This is a genomic window from Nocardia sp. NPDC050713 (assembly GCF_040654315.1).
Lineage (GTDB): Bacteria > Actinomycetota > Actinomycetes > Mycobacteriales > Mycobacteriaceae > Nocardia.
On record NZ_JBFAHS010000001.1, the window covers coordinates 456,174 to 470,472 of the forward strand.

At 67.9% G+C, this 14,299-nt stretch carries 15 protein-coding genes; 5 read left to right on the forward strand and 10 right to left on the reverse strand.

The features are described from left to right. Position 1 precedes the first annotated feature (1 nt). The 4 genes from rplW to rpsJ are packed head-to-tail and all read right to left on the reverse strand — an operon-like array spanning position 2 to position 1,960. Complete coding sequence (gene rplW, locus AB0H49_RS01680) at positions 2-307, reverse strand: 50S ribosomal protein L23 (protein WP_014981657.1); 306 nt, start codon at positions 305-307, stop codon at positions 2-4. After that, positions 304-978, reverse strand: a complete 675-nt coding sequence (rplD, locus tag AB0H49_RS01685) for a 50S ribosomal protein L4 (RefSeq protein ID WP_357246012.1) — start codon at positions 976-978, stop codon at positions 304-306. Before rplD ends, rplW begins: the two co-directional genes overlap by 4 nt. Next, positions 975-1,640, reverse strand: a complete 666-nt coding sequence (gene rplC / locus AB0H49_RS01690) for a 50S ribosomal protein L3 (RefSeq protein WP_355000185.1) — start codon at positions 1,638-1,640, stop codon at positions 975-977. Before rplC ends, rplD begins: the two co-directional genes overlap by 4 nt. Positions 1,641-1,654: 14 nt before the next feature. Further along, positions 1,655-1,960: a 30S ribosomal protein S10 gene (rpsJ, locus tag AB0H49_RS01695; RefSeq protein WP_003938093.1), complete on the reverse strand. Its 306-nt coding sequence runs from the start codon at positions 1,958-1,960 to the stop codon at positions 1,655-1,657. Between the two features lie 536 nt (positions 1,961-2,496). Here rpsJ and AB0H49_RS01700 point away from each other — a divergent pair. Both AB0H49_RS01700 and AB0H49_RS01705 read left to right on the forward strand, forming a co-directional pair. Further along, on the forward strand, positions 2,497-2,973 hold the full coding sequence (locus AB0H49_RS01700) for a hotdog fold domain-containing protein (protein WP_357246015.1): 477 nt from the start codon (positions 2,497-2,499) through the stop codon (positions 2,971-2,973). Between the two features lie 154 nt (positions 2,974-3,127). Beyond that, positions 3,128-4,324 carry a lycopene cyclase family protein gene (locus AB0H49_RS01705; protein ID WP_357246018.1) on the forward strand — a complete coding sequence of 399 codons (1,197 nt, stop codon included), beginning with the start codon at positions 3,128-3,130 and terminating at the stop codon, positions 4,322-4,324. Position 4,325: 1 nt separating this feature from the next. Here AB0H49_RS01705 and AB0H49_RS01710 read toward each other — a convergent pair whose 3' ends face one another. From AB0H49_RS01710 to AB0H49_RS01725, 4 genes are all read right to left on the reverse strand, one after another. Next, the gene (locus AB0H49_RS01710) at positions 4,326-4,916 is read right to left on the reverse strand and encodes a Uma2 family endonuclease (protein ID WP_355000188.1); all 591 of its coding nucleotides are present in this window, start codon (positions 4,914-4,916) and stop codon (positions 4,326-4,328) included. Between the two features lie 73 nt (positions 4,917-4,989). Beyond that, positions 4,990-5,841: an ABC transporter permease gene (locus AB0H49_RS01715; RefSeq protein ID WP_357246021.1), complete on the reverse strand. Its 852-nt coding sequence runs from the start codon at positions 5,839-5,841 to the stop codon at positions 4,990-4,992. Continuing rightward, the gene (locus AB0H49_RS01720; protein WP_355000542.1) at positions 5,838-6,599 is read right to left on the reverse strand and encodes an ABC transporter permease; all 762 of its coding nucleotides are present in this window, start codon (positions 6,597-6,599) and stop codon (positions 5,838-5,840) included. Before AB0H49_RS01720 ends, AB0H49_RS01715 begins: the two co-directional genes overlap by 4 nt. A gap of 53 nt (positions 6,600-6,652) precedes the next feature. Beyond that, positions 6,653-7,657 (reverse strand): ATP-binding cassette domain-containing protein, encoded by a 1,005-nt coding sequence (locus tag AB0H49_RS01725; protein WP_355000190.1) that lies wholly within the window; start codon positions 7,655-7,657, stop codon positions 6,653-6,655. Positions 7,658-8,117: 460 nt separating this feature from the next. On the opposite strand from AB0H49_RS01725, the gene AB0H49_RS01730 reads away from it, so the two are divergent. Next, positions 8,118-9,584: an aldehyde dehydrogenase family protein gene (locus AB0H49_RS01730; RefSeq protein WP_357246024.1), complete on the forward strand. Its 1,467-nt coding sequence runs from the start codon at positions 8,118-8,120 to the stop codon at positions 9,582-9,584. A 111-nt stretch (positions 9,585-9,695) separates the two neighbouring features. Here AB0H49_RS01730 and AB0H49_RS01735 read toward each other — a convergent pair whose 3' ends face one another. Then, a complete protein-coding gene (locus AB0H49_RS01735; protein WP_355000192.1) occupies positions 9,696-10,934 on the reverse strand; it encodes a TetR family transcriptional regulator in 1,239 nt (412 codons plus the stop codon). A 132-nt stretch (positions 10,935-11,066) separates the two neighbouring features. On the opposite strand from AB0H49_RS01735, the gene AB0H49_RS01740 reads away from it, so the two are divergent. Together AB0H49_RS01740 and AB0H49_RS01745 are read left to right on the forward strand one after the other, a co-directional pair. Then, positions 11,067-11,879 (forward strand): enoyl-CoA hydratase-related protein, encoded by an 813-nt coding sequence (locus AB0H49_RS01740; RefSeq protein WP_357246027.1) that lies wholly within the window; start codon positions 11,067-11,069, stop codon positions 11,877-11,879. Between the two features lie 245 nt (positions 11,880-12,124). After that, positions 12,125-13,150 carry an SDR family oxidoreductase gene (locus AB0H49_RS01745; protein WP_355000194.1) on the forward strand — a complete coding sequence of 342 codons (1,026 nt, stop codon included), beginning with the start codon at positions 12,125-12,127 and terminating at the stop codon, positions 13,148-13,150. Positions 13,151-13,217: 67 nt separating this feature from the next. Here AB0H49_RS01745 and AB0H49_RS01750 read toward each other — a convergent pair whose 3' ends face one another. Continuing rightward, positions 13,218-14,240 (reverse strand): alpha/beta hydrolase family protein, encoded by a 1,023-nt coding sequence (locus AB0H49_RS01750; protein ID WP_355000195.1) that lies wholly within the window; start codon positions 14,238-14,240, stop codon positions 13,218-13,220. Positions 14,241-14,299: the final 59 nt, after the last annotated feature.

The window sequence follows — 14,299 nt, forward strand, 5'->3', positions numbered from 1 at the left end:
CTTACGCGACCGGGCCTCCGAAGATCTCGATGGGCTTGCTGTCGGCCGAGATGGTCACGAGCGCACGCTTGGTGTCCTTGCGCTTGCCGTAACCGAAGCGGGTCCGCTTGCGCTTGCCCTGACGGTTGGCGGTGTTGACGCTGGTGACCTTCACACCGAAGACCTTCTCGACGGCGATCTTGATCTGCGTCTTGTTGGAGTCCGGGTGCACCAGGAAGGTGTAGGTGCCTTCCTCGATCAGTCCGTAGGACTTCTCCGAGATGACCGGCGCCAGCAGGATGTCGCGGGGGTCGGCGATGGTGGTCACTTGCTCTCCTCCTGTGCCGCCTCGGCGGGACCGTGAACGAAGGCGTTCAGGGCCTCGACGCTGAACACCACGTCGTCGCTGTTGAGGACGTCGTAGGTGTTGAGCTGATCCGGGGCGATCGGCTGCACGTTCTGCAGGTTCGCCACGCTCTTCCACGCGGCGATGTCCTCGCGGCCGACGACGACCAGGAACTTCTTGCGGTCCGACAGCTCGGCCAGGAAGGTCTTGGCGGTCTTGGTCGACGGGGTCTGACCCGCGACCAGTTCGGTGACCACGTGGATGCGCTCGTTGCGGGCCCGGTCCGAGAGGGCGCCACGCAGGGCGGCGGCCTTCATCTTCTTCGGGGTGCGCTGGCTGTAGTCGCGCGGCTGCGGGCCGTGCACGGTGCCACCGCCGGCGAACTGCGGCGCGCGGGTCGAACCCTGGCGGGCGCGACCGGTGCCCTTCTGGCGGTACGGCTTCTTGCCACCGCCGGAGACCTCGCCGCGAGTCTTGGTCGCGTGGGTGCCCTGACGGGCCGCGGCCAGCTGCGCGACGACGACCTGGTGCATCAGCGCGATGTTGGCGGTCACGTCGAAGATCTCCGCGGGGAGGTCGACGGTGCCGTTGGTCTTGCCACCGATCTCCTTGACCGGCAGCGTCAGGTTGGCCTTCTTCTCGAGGCTGGTCATGCGTGCGCACCACCCTTCACGGCGCTCTTGACGATCACGACGCCGCCCTTGCGACCCGGGATCGCACCCTTGATCAGGAGCAGGCCGTTCTCGGCGTCCACCTTGTGAACCGACAGGTTCTGAGTGGTGACGCGGTCGTTACCCATCCGACCCGACATGCGCATGCCCTTGAACACGCGGCCGGGGGTGGCGCAGCCACCGATGGAACCCGGGCGACGGTGCACGGCCTGCGCACCGTGCGAGGCGCCCTGACCGGCGAAGCCGTGACGCTTCATGGTGCCGGCGAAGCCCTTGCCCTTGCTGGTGCCGGTGACGTCGACGTAGGCGCCCTCTTCGAACACGTCGGCGCTGATCTCCTGGCCGACCTCGAAGGTGGAGGCGTCCGCGACGCGGATCTCGGCGACGTGGCGGCGCGGGGTGACGCCGGCCTTGGCGAACTGGCCGGAGGTCGGCTTGTTCACCTTGCGCGGGTCGATGGCGCCGAAGGCGACCTGGACGGCGCTGTAGCCGTCGCGCTCCACGGTGCGAATCTGGGTGACCACGTTCGGGCCCGCCTTGACGACGGTGACCGGGACGACGCGGTTCTTCTCGTCGAAGACCTGGGTCATGCCGAGCTTGGTGCCCAGGATGCCGGCCGCGGGCCGGTTCTTGTTGTCAGTCATGTCTCGAGTCCCCGTCACTGAATGTTGACGTCGACGCTGGCCGGCAGGTCGATGCGCATGAGCGCGTCGACCGTCTTCGGCGTCGGGTCGAGGATGTCGATGAGGCGCTTGTGCGTACGCATCTCGAAGTGTTCGCGCGAGTCCTTGTACTTGTGCGGCGAACGGATGACGCAGTACACGTTCTTCTCGGTCGGCAACGGCACCGGCCCGACCACGCGGGCCCCAGTGCGGGTCACCGTCTCCACGATCTTGCGCGCAGACGCATCGATCGCCTCGTGGTCATAGGCCTTGAGCCTGATGCGGATCTTTTGTCCCGCCACGCTAAGTGTCCTTTTCTCCGCTTTCCTTCGTGATCCGGAAGCCGGGCTTCCGCACCACCCTCAATTTGCACAGCCCGAACACACGAAGACGTCTCAGTTGGAGACCACGACCGGGCACGCCCGATCCTCGCCGCTGTTCATCTGTCATGGTTCTCCGGTCCACGCGGTCGGGCGTGTCGCCTTCCCGCTTATTCCTCGGCCCGGATCTAGAACTTCATCTCAGGCTCGGAACAACGTCCCGGACGTACTCACACCGGGAACCGGTGAAGCACTCGATTGGGTACTGCTCGCCTCGCCGGTCACGCCCCGTTTCATCCGAAACAGGCACGACCCCGTGCAAGGCAACCCGAACAGTATGCCCGAGACCCCCGAGCCACTTCAAATCGCCCCCGCTGTCGTCCGCGTCACCCCGGCGCGGGCCGCGACTTCGCAGGTCGCCCGTACGCCGCGCAGAGGTTACCGGCCCTGCCAGGCGTCCCGAAAACTCTGCGAGAATCCCGAGCAGCACAGAACTTACTTTTGAGTAATATAGCGGCATGAGCAAAGAGACCGCGACTCTGCGCGGGTGGAAGAAGCTGCCGGACAACCGGCTGGGGCACGCGCTGTTCTCGCTGGGAATGGTGGCAAGGGTGCCGTACTTCGGCACGGTGCTGCCCAACGTCGTGCGGCTGGAGCCGGGACTGTGCGAGGTGACCTCGCCGAAGTGGTTCGGCATCCACAATCACCTGGGCACCTTCCACGCCATCGCGGCGTGCAACCTGGCCGAGGTGGCCATGGGCATGCTGAGCGAGGCCACGGTGCCGACCACGCACCGCTGGATTCCCAAGGCGATGAACGTGCAGTACCTGGCCAAGGCCGAGACGGGTCTGCGCGCGGTGGCGAAGCTGCCGGAGGTTCCGGACTTCACGAAGATCACCGAGGGGCGCGACCTGGTGGTGCCGGTGTCGATCTACGACAAGCAGGGACTCGAGGTCGTGCACGCGGATATCACGACTTGGGTCACGCCCTGTTAGTTGGCGCGCGCGTGTTCGTAAGACTCGCCTCGGGGTGGCTGGGAGCGCGGGGCGGTTCGACCTTCGATGCCCGCAGGGCTAGCACGGTGGAGTTGGACACTGGCGAACCCCTGATTGGTTGCACCGGGGTCAGGGCAGCGGATTGAATGCGGATATGAGTGGCGGTGCGGTCCAGGCGGCCGATCTGTGCGTCGTCGGGCTCGGTCCGACCGGGCGGGCGCTCGCCCACCGGGCGATGCGGGCCGGGCTGCGGGTCATCGCGATCGACCCGCGACCGGAGCGGCTGTGGCCGCCCACCTATTCCTGCTGGATCGATGAACTGCCGAAGTGGTTGCCGCCCAGCGCCATTGGGTCCCGCATCGAAACACCGACGGTGTGGACGAAGACCGAGCACCGCATTCCGCGGCCGTACTGCGTGCTGTCCAAGCAGGGTCTGTACGACGCGCTGCCGCTGGACGACGCCGAGGTGATCGCCGGACGCGCCACCCGCGTCGACGCGCACGAGGTGGAACTGGCCGACGGCACGGTGCTGCGGGCCGACACTGTCTTCGACACCCGCGGCCTGCCCGCGCTCGGACAGCGCAGGGCGGCCAGCGCGCACGGCATCTTCGTCGACGCGGAGACGGCCGCGCCGATGGTCGCCGAGGGCGAAGGGCTGCTGCTGGACTGGCGTCCGGAGAACGGCGCGGGCCAGGACGCGCCACCGTCGTTCCTCTACGCGGTGCCGATCGGCGACGGCACGGTGATCTTCGAGGAGACCAGCCTCGGCCTGCGCGGCGGCATGCCGCAGCACGAGCTGCGCGCGCGGACGCTGAACCGGCTCGCCGCGCACGGCATTCGGCTCACCGGCGCGGAACCGACCGAGGCCGCGCACTATCCGCTCGACCAACCGCCGCCGAAGAAGGGCGTCGCGCGGGCGGTTCCGTTCGGAGCGCGCGGCGGCATGATGCACCCCTGCACCGGCTACAGCGTCGCCGATTCGCTCGCCCTGGTCGACACCGCGGTCACGGCGTTGCGAGACGGTCGCGACCCGATCGAGGCGCTGTGGCCGTGGCGGGCCCGGCTGGTCTACTGGATGCGCATGCGCGGGCTGTGGGGCCTTGGCAGGCTGACCACCGAGCAATCGATCGCCATGTTCGAGGCGTTCTTCACCGAATCCGAACGCGGCCAGCGCGCGCTGCTCACCGCGCACGACGACTACGCCGCACTCGGCGCGGTGCTGTTCAACACCGTGGCGCACACCTGGCCGTTCCGCTGGCGCTACGACCTGGTGGGCTGGACGAACCGAAACCGCTGGGTAAGTTACGGATTTGCTGCGACCGCCGATCGCGAGCAACATCGCGCCCATTGATTCATCGCAGGTCGCCGGTCTCGAGCGTGAACGAGAAAGGGCCAGGGAGATCAATCGGCTTTCCGAACGGCACGCGGACGTCCTGCCGGTAGTCGATCAGGTCGGCGGCGCCACCAGGCTCGGCGAAAAGCGTGACGGTTTTCTCTACTCGATCGATCAACAGGTAGAAGGGCACCCCGCCGCGCGCGTAGCAATACCTCTTGGCCTTGCGATCGCGGTCCGGCTTCGAACTGGTGACCTCCACCACCATCACGACCTTGTCCACCGCCATCCACGACGGCTCATCCCAAAACGAGTCCGCATAGGCGACGACGACATCCGGGATCAGACGGTTCTTCGGGCAGAGTCCGCCACGATCCAGCAGTAGCCCCTTGTTACCCGAGAAGTCCAAATCCTCCGCTGATTTTCGGATTATCTGACGAACGATCGCGGAGATATTGCCCTCATGATTCCCCTCGGGCGGCGGTGACACGACGATCTCCCCCTCGATCAGCTCGGCTCGGAATCCTTCAGGAAGCTCCAGCGCTTGGAAGCCCTCGAGCAGCACATCCGCAGGGTCCCTCGGCGGCTCGTGCGCGGCTGCTGCGGTCACTGATGACACCTCCTCTGCTCCTGTCACACAGCATACGGACCAGGGCGACCGGAATCGCGGATCGAAGCCCGCCTCACGCCCCGGTTTCGGCGGCGCGGCGGTAGCCGCGGATCGCCGGGTACGCGAACACGGCGACCATCCCGACGGTCCACGCGATCGTCTTCAGCAGCGGTTCCGCGACCGGCCCGCCGTAGGACAGACCGCGCATGGCATCGATGGCCGTGCTCATCGGCTGATTGCCGACCACGTCCTGCAACCAAGTCGGGTAGGCGAACACCGGAACGAAACCGGTGTTGAAGAACATCAGCAGCGTGTTGACGATCGTGATCAGGCTGACCAGCAGCACGCCCTCGGTGAGCGTCGCGAGCGCCGTGCACAGCACCGCGAAGCCGATGCCGAACAGCACCGGGATGCAGATCAGCGCCGCCGCCGCGAGCGGCCCCTGGCCGAACCGGAAGCCGAGCGCCATGCCCACCGCGATGACGAACAGCGTGGTGATCAGCACCCGCACCGCCTCGGCGAGCAGCCGTCCCGTCAGGCTCGCCGCCCGGTTCATCGGCATGGTCCAGAACCGGCTCAGCAGGCCGGTGGCCTTCTCCACCTTGAAACCGAGCGCGCTCACCACCGCGCCGGACATGGCCGCCACCAAGGTGATCAGCGGCACCTGACCGTAGATGGCGTCCATACCGGTGTTCCTGGTGATGGTCCCGCCGAGCACGACGTCGAACATCAGCAGGGTCAGCGCCGGATAGACCAGCGTCTGGATGGTGGTCGCGGGATCGCGCATCCACCCCATCAGCAGTCGCTTGCACTGCAACAGGCTGTGCTGCGCCCAGGTGCCGATCGCCTGCTCCGAGCGCGGCGTCACCGTCGGCAGCGGCGCGAACTCCGTGCCCTTCTCCTCGGACTCCGTCGTCACAGTCATGACCGCCTCACACTCGCCCACACCGCGAACGGCGTGAACACCACCGTCAACCCGATCAGCCACAGCAGCGGCACCCACAGCACGCCCCAGCTCACCCCGTCGCCCGCCATGTCGCGCAGCGCGAAGGAGAACTGCGAGATGGGCTGGTTGCGCACGAACGGCTGGATCCACTCGGGGAAGCTCTTCTCCGGCACGAAGCCGCAGGACAGCATGCCGAAGATCAGCGTCGGCAGGGTCAGCGCCTGACTGAGTTGCTCCGGACTCTTGGTGAGGCTGCCGAGACCGTCCGCGCCGATGGCGAGCACGGTGCCGATGGCCAGGGAGAACGCGCAGAACAGCACGGCTTGGCCGAATCCGGCGCTGAATTCGAAGCCGATCAGGTACCCGAACAGCACGGCGCCGGTCAGCGAGGTCACCGAGCGGACCAGACCCGCGCAGATCCGTGAGGTGAACGGCACCAGCGTGCCGATCGGCATGGTCTGCAGGCGGCTGCTCAGGCCGGTCATCGCCTCGAACGCGGCGAGCTGCGCGTTGGACAGCATGGTGAACGCCATGGTCTGCAGCACGATGATCGGCATGACGAACTGCGCGTAGTCGATGCCCTGAAGCTTCATCACGAAGCGCAGCGGCAGATAGAAGCCAAGGGTGAACACCAGCGGCGTCACGAAGGCGACGATCAGCTCGCCCTTGGTGGCCATGGTCTTCACCACGCGACCGGTCAGCGCCTGCCACTGCGCGAAGGAGGACGGCCGGGCCACGGGTAGCTCGGCGAAGAGTGCGGCCCGGGTGTCCGGTTCGGTGGCGCTCGCGGTCACGAGTGGCCGCCCGAATGGCCGGTGAGGGAGAGGAAGACGTCGTCGAGCGAGGGCCTGCGCAACGCGATGTCGGCCAGCGTGACTCCCGCGCTGTCGAGCCTGCGCAGCGCCTCGGACAGGGTGGTCGCGCCGTGCGGGGCGGGGAACGAGAGCCGGTCGCTGCCGTCGAGTTCGGCCATGACGGCGGCGGGCACCAGGTCGCCGAGCGCGTACCCGGCGGTGAGCACCTGCTTCGGATCGAGCGGGACCACCTCGCAGTAGCTGCCGCCGGTCTTCTCCTTGAGTTCCTCGGCGGTGCCCTCGGCGATCACCGTGCCCTTGTCGATGACGATGATGTTGTCGCTGAGCACGTCGGCTTCCTCGAGGTACTGCGTGGTCAGCAGCACCGTGATGCCCTGCTCCTTGAGCACGTTCACCAGATCCCAGACGCCTTGGCGGCTGCGCGGATCCAGACCGGTGGTCGGCTCGTCGAGGAACACCACCTCGGGACGCACGACCAGACCGCAGGCGATGTCCACCCTGCGCCGCATGCCGCCGGAGTACTGGCGCACCGCGCGCTTGCCCGCGCTCACCAGGTCGAACTCCTCGAGCAGGGTGTCGGCGCGCTTGCGGGCGGCGGACCTGCCCAGACCCATCAGCCTGCCGAACAGTTCGAGGTTCTCGCGGCCGGAGAGGTTCTCGTCCAGCGCGGCGTACTGCCCGGTCATCATGATCGAGCGCCGCACGCCCGCCGGATCCTCGCGCACATCGTGGCCCGCGACGACGGCGGTGCCCGAGTCGGGGCGCAGCAGCGTGGAAAGGATCTTGACCGTGGTGGTCTTGCCCGCGCCGTTGGGGCCGAGGATGCCGAGCACACTCGCCTTCTCGGCGGTGAAGCTGATCCCTTGCAGTGCGTGCACGTCGCCGAACGACTTGCGGACGTCCTCGACGCGGACGGCAGGCTCGTGCTCCGTCGCTTTCGATTGACGTGCCGGCGATTCTGCTTGGTTCAAGCTCGGCATCAACTCTCCACTATCGGCCGGGGGCGGCGATCCGATCGCCGAACGCACACGAATGCGTCGGGGTGGTGATCCCTGCCGCCTGGCGTGATGTTACCGGCATCGCGCGTCCCGGAACGACGACTGCTCAGTACCCACTAGCGAACCCGGATAAGTGTGTGCTTCATCACATTCCGAGCCTCGTGCGCACGCCACGCCCGATCGGCGCTGGTCGAGGCGTGACAAGGGCAGTGCAAGGGCGGTGACGCAGTCTTGTCGGCCGGGGGCGACCGACCATAGTCTGCTGAACGGGGGCATACACGCACTCACTCGTCTGTGGCGGGACCGCGCTGGGAGCCGGTCCGTCAGGGGTCGGCTCGATTCGGGTGGGAGCAACGCGGGTCGAGACTGCGAAGAGGTGACCATGGCCGAGTCCGCGCAGCCACGTTTGGCAGCGCATCCGGGAGGAACGGGCCGATCGAACGTGCTGATATCCCATGATCCGCGCACCGGGGAGGTAGTCGGGAATTACGCCGTGATGGGCGGCGGCGAGCTCAATCGCACCGTCCGCGCCGCACGCGCCGCCGAAAAATGGTGGGCCGATTTGGGTTTCAGCGGCCGCAAACGCTGGCTGCTGGACTGGAAACGCAGCATCGCAAGGCGGGCAAGCGAATTGGTGGAGCTGGTCTCCGAGGAGACCGGAAAACCCGCGGCAGACGCCGCGATCGAGGTGATGCTCGCGATCGAGAATCTGGATTGGGCCGCGCGCAACGCTTCTCGCGCGCTGCGGCGGCGCAGGATCGGTTCGAGCTGGCTCAGCCGCAATCAACAGGGTTCGGTGGGTTATCTGCCGCTCGGCGTGGTCGGGGTGCTAGGGCCGTGGAACAACCCGGTCTTCACGCCGATGAGCTCGATCGCCTACGCCATGGCGGCGGGCAACGCGGTGGTGTTCAAGCCGCACGAGCTGACCACCGGCGTCGGGGTGTGGCTTGCCGAGAGCTGGGCCGACCTGGCCCCGAACCAACCGGTGCTCCAGGTGGTGACCGGCGACGGCGGCACGCGGACCGCGCTGTGCCGGGCCAAGCTGGACAAGATCGCCTACGCGGGCTCGGAAGCGGGTGCGCGGGAAGTGATCTCGCTGTGCGCGCAGACCATGACGCCGGTCGTCGTCGAGCGCGGTGGCAAGGGCGCGATGGTGGTGCACGTCGACGCCAAGCTCGACGAGGCCGCCGAGGCCGCGGTGTTCGGGGCGATGGCCAACGCGGGTCAGAATCCCTCCGGCTTGCAGCGGGCCTACGTGGCGGATTCGGTGTACGACAACTTCCTCGGGCTGGTCGTCGAGCACGCCGAGCGGCTGCGTCCCGGCGCGGACAAGCGCGCGTCCTACGGTCCGATGATTCTGGAAACCCAGGTCGACGTAGTGCGCAAGCAAGTGCGCGATGCGCTCGCCAGGGGTGGTCGCGCGGTGGTCGGTGGGCTGGAATCGATTCGCGAGCCGTACGTCGAGCCGATCGTGCTGGCCGAGGTGCCGGAGGAGAGCATCGCGGTCACCGGCGAGGCGATCGGACCCGTGCTGATCGTGAACCGGGTGCCGAATATCGAGGAGGCCGCCAAGCGCATCAACGCCACCGGCAACGGTGTGGCGGTCTCGGTGTTCACCAGGGACGTGCACAGCGTGGAGTCCTTCGCGGAGACGCTGCGCGTCGGCGTGGTGACGATCAATTCGACCACCGCTCACCTCGGCATTCCCGCGCTGCCCATCGGCGGCGTCGGCGAATACGGCCAGGGCCACAGCCACGGCGACCACGGGCTGCGCGAGTTCAGCAGAACGCTGGCCGTCGCCCGCAAGCGCTATCGCGCGCCGATGAACCTGGCCACCTTCGACCGGCACCCGCGCCATCTGCGGATGGCCAAGGCGCTGTTCCGACTACGCCACGGACGCCCCGGCTGAGCGAGATTCGCGCCTCGAGTTCGCGCAGACAGGCCACGGACAGGGATGAGGCGGTGTGGAAGAGCCTCGCCCGCCGGTCCATCCGCGGCGTCTGCGCGGACGGCGGCGACCTCAGCCGAGGAGAACCGCGTCCATCAGCGCCGTCACCCTGGCCAGCTGGGCCGGGCGGGCGTCGAAGCGGATGAGCCTGCCGATGTCGATGACCTGGCCGATGGCGGCGTGCACGCGGAAGCGGGCCTCGACCGCGTCGCCGTCGAGCAGGTTGGCCCACTCCAGGACGTTCTGGCGCTGGATGGCGCGCAGCTTGTGTTGCTCGGCCTGCGGCAGGTTGCTGAACTCCGCGTAGTAGACCGGCATGATCTCCGGGGTGGAGAAGGTCAGCTTGGCGTAGCGCGCGGCGATCAGGCGCACGGCTTCGGGCCTGCTGGTCGCCTCGGCCAGCGCTTCGGTCATGGCGACCGAGACACGGTCGCCGGTCCGATGGAACGCGGCGGCGAGCAGATCGGACTTGCTGCTGAAGTACCGGTAGACGCTGGACGCGTTGATACCGACCGCGGCGCCGATCTCCTCAATGCTCGCCTCGTGATAGCCCTGGCGACCGAAGATCCGGATGGCCTCGGCGAGCAGCTGTTCGCGCTTGGAGGTGACCGGCAGGCCGCGCGCGACGGGCCCCTGGTCCGGTTGCGTCGGCGCGGGCGGCAGCTCGGCGCGCAGGACCGACCAGCACATGTCGCGCAACAGCGGAAGCAGCCGCGCACCGGACAGCGCCGAGCGGTGCGCGGAGATGCTGGCCACCACGCTGAGCACCGAGGCGGCGAGCATCCGCAGGTCGGCCTCGGGAGCGTCCGGCCGGAGTTCGGCGATGGGCGCGGCGATGGTGTCGTTCAGATCGTCGTAGATCTTGCGGATCCGGATCCGATCTTCACGCTCCAGGTAGCGGCGCTCCCACCGGTACAGGCCCGCCTCGCGCCGGATGTCGATGGTGTGTTCGGCGATCGCCTTGATCAGTCCGTCGAGCCGCGGTTCTGGGTCCAGCTCGGGATCGTCGGCATTGCGCGCGACGGTGAGCAGGTGTCGTGCGCCCTCCTCGGCGGCGGCGACGAGCAGCGCGTACTTGTTCGCGAAATGCCGGTACAGGGCGGGGCCGGAAATGCCGACGTCGGCGGCGATCTCGTCGACGCCGACCGGGTAGTACCCGCGCTCGCTGAAGGCGCGCGCGGCGGCCCGGATGATCTGCGCCTTGCGGTCCTTGGGGCGGCGGCGAACACCGGCGTTCTCCGCTCCGGCCCTTCCCCCGTTTGGTTCGGGCCGCGCGGGCGCGAGGTCTACCTCGCCGTGTTCCGCGACCATGCACCTCTCCGTTCTGGGACGGCGCCGCCTGGTTGACAGCGCCGGACAAGTCCACATAAGTTAACCACAATTCGCAAAGTTAACCACCATTCACAGCCCGGCGTCCGCCGAATCGCTGACCAGGAGCGAAAAATGAGCAATACCGATTCCGCATCCGCCGCGACGGCTCCCGCCGGCTTCACGGCGGTGCAGGACGGCAAGGTACTGCGTATCACCCTCACCAAGCCCAAGCGCAAGAACGCCATCGATTACGACACGATGGTCGCGCTCGGCGACACCTTCCTGGCCGCGGCCGAGAACCGCTCGGTGCGCGCGATCGTGCTGACCGGCGCGGGCGACGACTTCTGCACCGGCGCGGACTTGGCCGCGGGCCCCGGCGAGGCGCAGCGCGGCATCACCTCCGACATGGTGATGGACGCCGCCAACCGGTTGGTGCGGGCGATCGTGGACGCGCCGGTTCCGGTAGTCGCGCGGATCAAGGGCGCGGCGGCCGGTGTCGGCGTCGGCATCGCGCTGGCCGCCGACCTGGTCTACGCGAGCGAGGACTCCTACCTGCTGCTGGCGTTCATCAACATCGGCCTGATGCCCGATGGCGGCGCGGCCGCGCTGGTGGCGGCGGCCGCGGGACGCCCGCTGGCCGCGGAGATGGCACTGCTCGGCGAGCGCCTGCCCGCGCCCGCCGGGAAGCAAGCCGGACTGTTCACCGCCGTGCTGCCCGACGACGAGCTCGACGCGGCGGTGGAGGCCGCGGTCGCCAAGCTCGCCGCGGGCCCGCGCCGCGCGCTGGAACTCACCAAGAAGGCGCTCAACCAGGCCACGCTGACCGCACTGGACGCGGCGCTCGCGGCCGAGAAGACCGGCCAGAGCGAGCTGCTCGCCTCCCCCGATTTCCGCGAGGGAGCCACCGCCATGCTGACCAAGCGCAAGCCGGTCTTCGCCGACTGAAAATGCCTCTCGGCGCCGCGGCGATCCCGCGGCGCCGACGGAAATCCCGGACACAGCTGGGTGCGCGGGAACGGTCGTTCGCGGGTGGCAAACCGGTAGCTCGGGCCCGCGAACACCACCCTCCCCCGGCAGGTCCCCATGTGAGTAGACGGCCCACGAACAACCCGGTCATATCCGTTGGCAGGTGCTCACACGGAGAACCCCGCCATGAGCAGGCACACCTGCCCCCACTATGTTGATCCGCTATGACTTACCTGGTTACCGGAGCAACTGGGTTCATCGGTCGTTTTCTGATCCCCCAGCTGCTCGAGCGCGATACGGACATCCACGTGCTGGTCCGGCCCGGTCAGCAATCGGCCGACCGGTACGCCTGCTGCGCCAGGGAATGGGACGCGGGCGATCGGGTGCGTCCGGTCCGGGGCGACCTCGGCGCGCCGAGCCTGGGCATCGACAGCAACTGGCTGGCACAACACCGCGGCGCCATCGACCACGTCTTCCACCTGGCGGCGGGCTACGACCTGACCGAACGCGGAGCGGGCACCCGCAATGTGGTCGACGCCGCCGAGGAACTGGGAGCCGGTCTGCTGCACCATGTTTCGACCGTCGAGGTGGCGGGCTCGTACGAGGGCCTGTTCACCGAGGAGATGTTCGACAAGGGACAGGCGCTGACAACTCCGTTGCAGCAGGCCAAGTTCGAGGCGGAACGCATCGTGCGGGACTCGAATCTCGCCTGGCGGATCTACCGGCCCTCGATCGTCATCGGCCACTCCAGGACCGGCGAGATCGACCGCATCGACGGTCCCTACTACTTCTTCCGTCTGCTGCGGATGGCGGCGCAGCTGCCGCGCATTCTCCCGGTGCTGGTGCCCAAACTCGGCGAAACCAACATGGTCCCGGTCGATTTCGTGGCGCGGGCCCTCGACCACATCGCGCACCAGCCGGGCCCGGCGTCGAGCACCTACCATCTGGTCGACCCGCGCCGGATGAGCGCGGTCGAGGCGCTGAACCTGTTCGCCGACGAGGCGGGGGCGCCGCATCTGGTCGAGGTGATGCCCAAGCGCGCGATGAACATGCTGCTGCGGGTGCCGGGCGCCAACTGGATGTTGCCGCGCGTCGGCGTCCCGCTCGACGTGCTCGAGCACAGCGAGTTCACCTGCTGGTTCGACGCCAAGCGCGCCACCGACACGCTGGCGGGCACCGACATCAAGGTGCCGCCGCTCGCCGCGTACGCCCCGCTGATCTGGAAGTACTGGATCGAGAACTGGGTGTAGCCGTAAACACGACCGCCCTGGTCACACGAGGGGTGTGACCAGGGCGGTCGATGCGAAGCGGGTGGTCTCAGAGACCGAGGCCCTTGGCCAGCACCGGCCAGGAGCGGGGGAACTCGTCGTTCCAGTAGCCCCACGAGTGGGTGCCGGTCGGACGGAAGTTGAAGGTCGCCGGGATACCCAGCTCGTTCAGCTTGGTCTGGAGGTTGTGCGTGCAGTAGTTGGTGCCCGCCTCGATCACGCCGCCGATCAGGACCTGGTTGGCCAGACCGTAGGCGCCGGGCAGGGCGTACTCACCGTTCAGCACGTCGTGCTCGCCGGGAATACCGGTGCCGGTGGAGATGTAGAGCTCGAGACCGCGCAGGCCCTCGGCGTTCACGTACGGATCGTTCTTGACCCATCCCTCCGAGCCCTGCGGACCCCACATGTTCTCGGTGTCGCCGCCGCCCCAGGTCTCGACGGTGAGCTTCACGAACTCCGAGCCGACCGGGTCACTGGTCTGGGCGCAACCGCTGTAGGCGGCGGCCGCCTTGTACAGGCCGGGCTTGGCGATCGGCAGCGCCAGCACGGTGGTGCCCGAGGTGGACAGGCCCGCGATGGCGTTCACGCCGTTGGTGCCGAGCGCGCCGTCGACCAGCGGCGGCAGCTCCTCGGTGAAGAAGGTCGTCCACTTGTTGCGGCCCAGCGTCGGGTCGTCCTTGATCCAGTCGGTGTAGTAGCTCCACTTGCCACCGATCGGCTGGATCACATTGACGTTCTTGTCCTTCAAGAAGTCCAGCGCTTCGGAACGGGCCACCCAGGACGCGTCGTCCTCGCCGCCGCCCGCGCCGTTGAGCAGGTACAGGGTCGGCCGCGGCTCCGAGGCGTCGGCCGGACGCTGCACGTCGATGATGACGTTCTCGTCCATCGCGGCCGAGTACACGTGCAGCCGGATGTTGCGGGAGTCCTTGATTTCCGCCTTGACGATCTTCGAGCCGTCGGAGGAGACCGGGTTGGCCAGCAGCGCCTTCGACTCGACGATCGGGTCAGCAGTGGCCGAGGATGCGCCGAATCCGGACATGAGTCCCGCGAACACCGCAGTAGTCGCGATCATCGCCGCGGCACGCGTGCCACGGCGCCGGGTCTGTCGACGTATCAATTTCGCACCTTCAC

Bases quoted from the DNA above. Each gene is read 5' to 3' on its own strand.
- rplD (WP_357246012.1), bottom strand. From the start codon at position 978: ATGACCAGCCTCGAGAAGAAGGCCAACCTGACGCTGCCGGTCAAGGAG.
- rplC (WP_355000185.1), bottom strand. From the start codon at position 1,640: ATGACTGACAACAAGAACCGGCCCGCGGCCGGCATCCTGGGCACCAAG.
- AB0H49_RS01700 (WP_357246015.1), top strand. From the start codon at position 2,497: ATGAGCAAAGAGACCGCGACTCTGCGCGGGTGGAAGAAGCTGCCGGAC.
- AB0H49_RS01705 (WP_357246018.1), top strand. From the start codon at position 3,128: ATGAGTGGCGGTGCGGTCCAGGCGGCCGATCTGTGCGTCGTCGGGCTC.
- AB0H49_RS01715 (WP_357246021.1), bottom strand. From the start codon at position 5,841: ATGACTGTGACGACGGAGTCCGAGGAGAAGGGCACGGAGTTCGCGCCG.
- AB0H49_RS01725 (WP_355000190.1), bottom strand. From the start codon at position 7,657: ATGCCGAGCTTGAACCAAGCAGAATCGCCGGCACGTCAATCGAAAGCG.
- AB0H49_RS01735 (WP_355000192.1), bottom strand. From the start codon at position 10,934: ATGGTCGCGGAACACGGCGAGGTAGACCTCGCGCCCGCGCGGCCCGAA.
- AB0H49_RS01740 (WP_357246027.1), top strand. From the start codon at position 11,067: ATGAGCAATACCGATTCCGCATCCGCCGCGACGGCTCCCGCCGGCTTC.
- AB0H49_RS01745 (WP_355000194.1), top strand. From the start codon at position 12,125: ATGACTTACCTGGTTACCGGAGCAACTGGGTTCATCGGTCGTTTTCTG.
- AB0H49_RS01750 (WP_355000195.1), bottom strand. From the start codon at position 14,240: ATGATCGCGACTACTGCGGTGTTCGCGGGACTCATGTCCGGATTCGGC.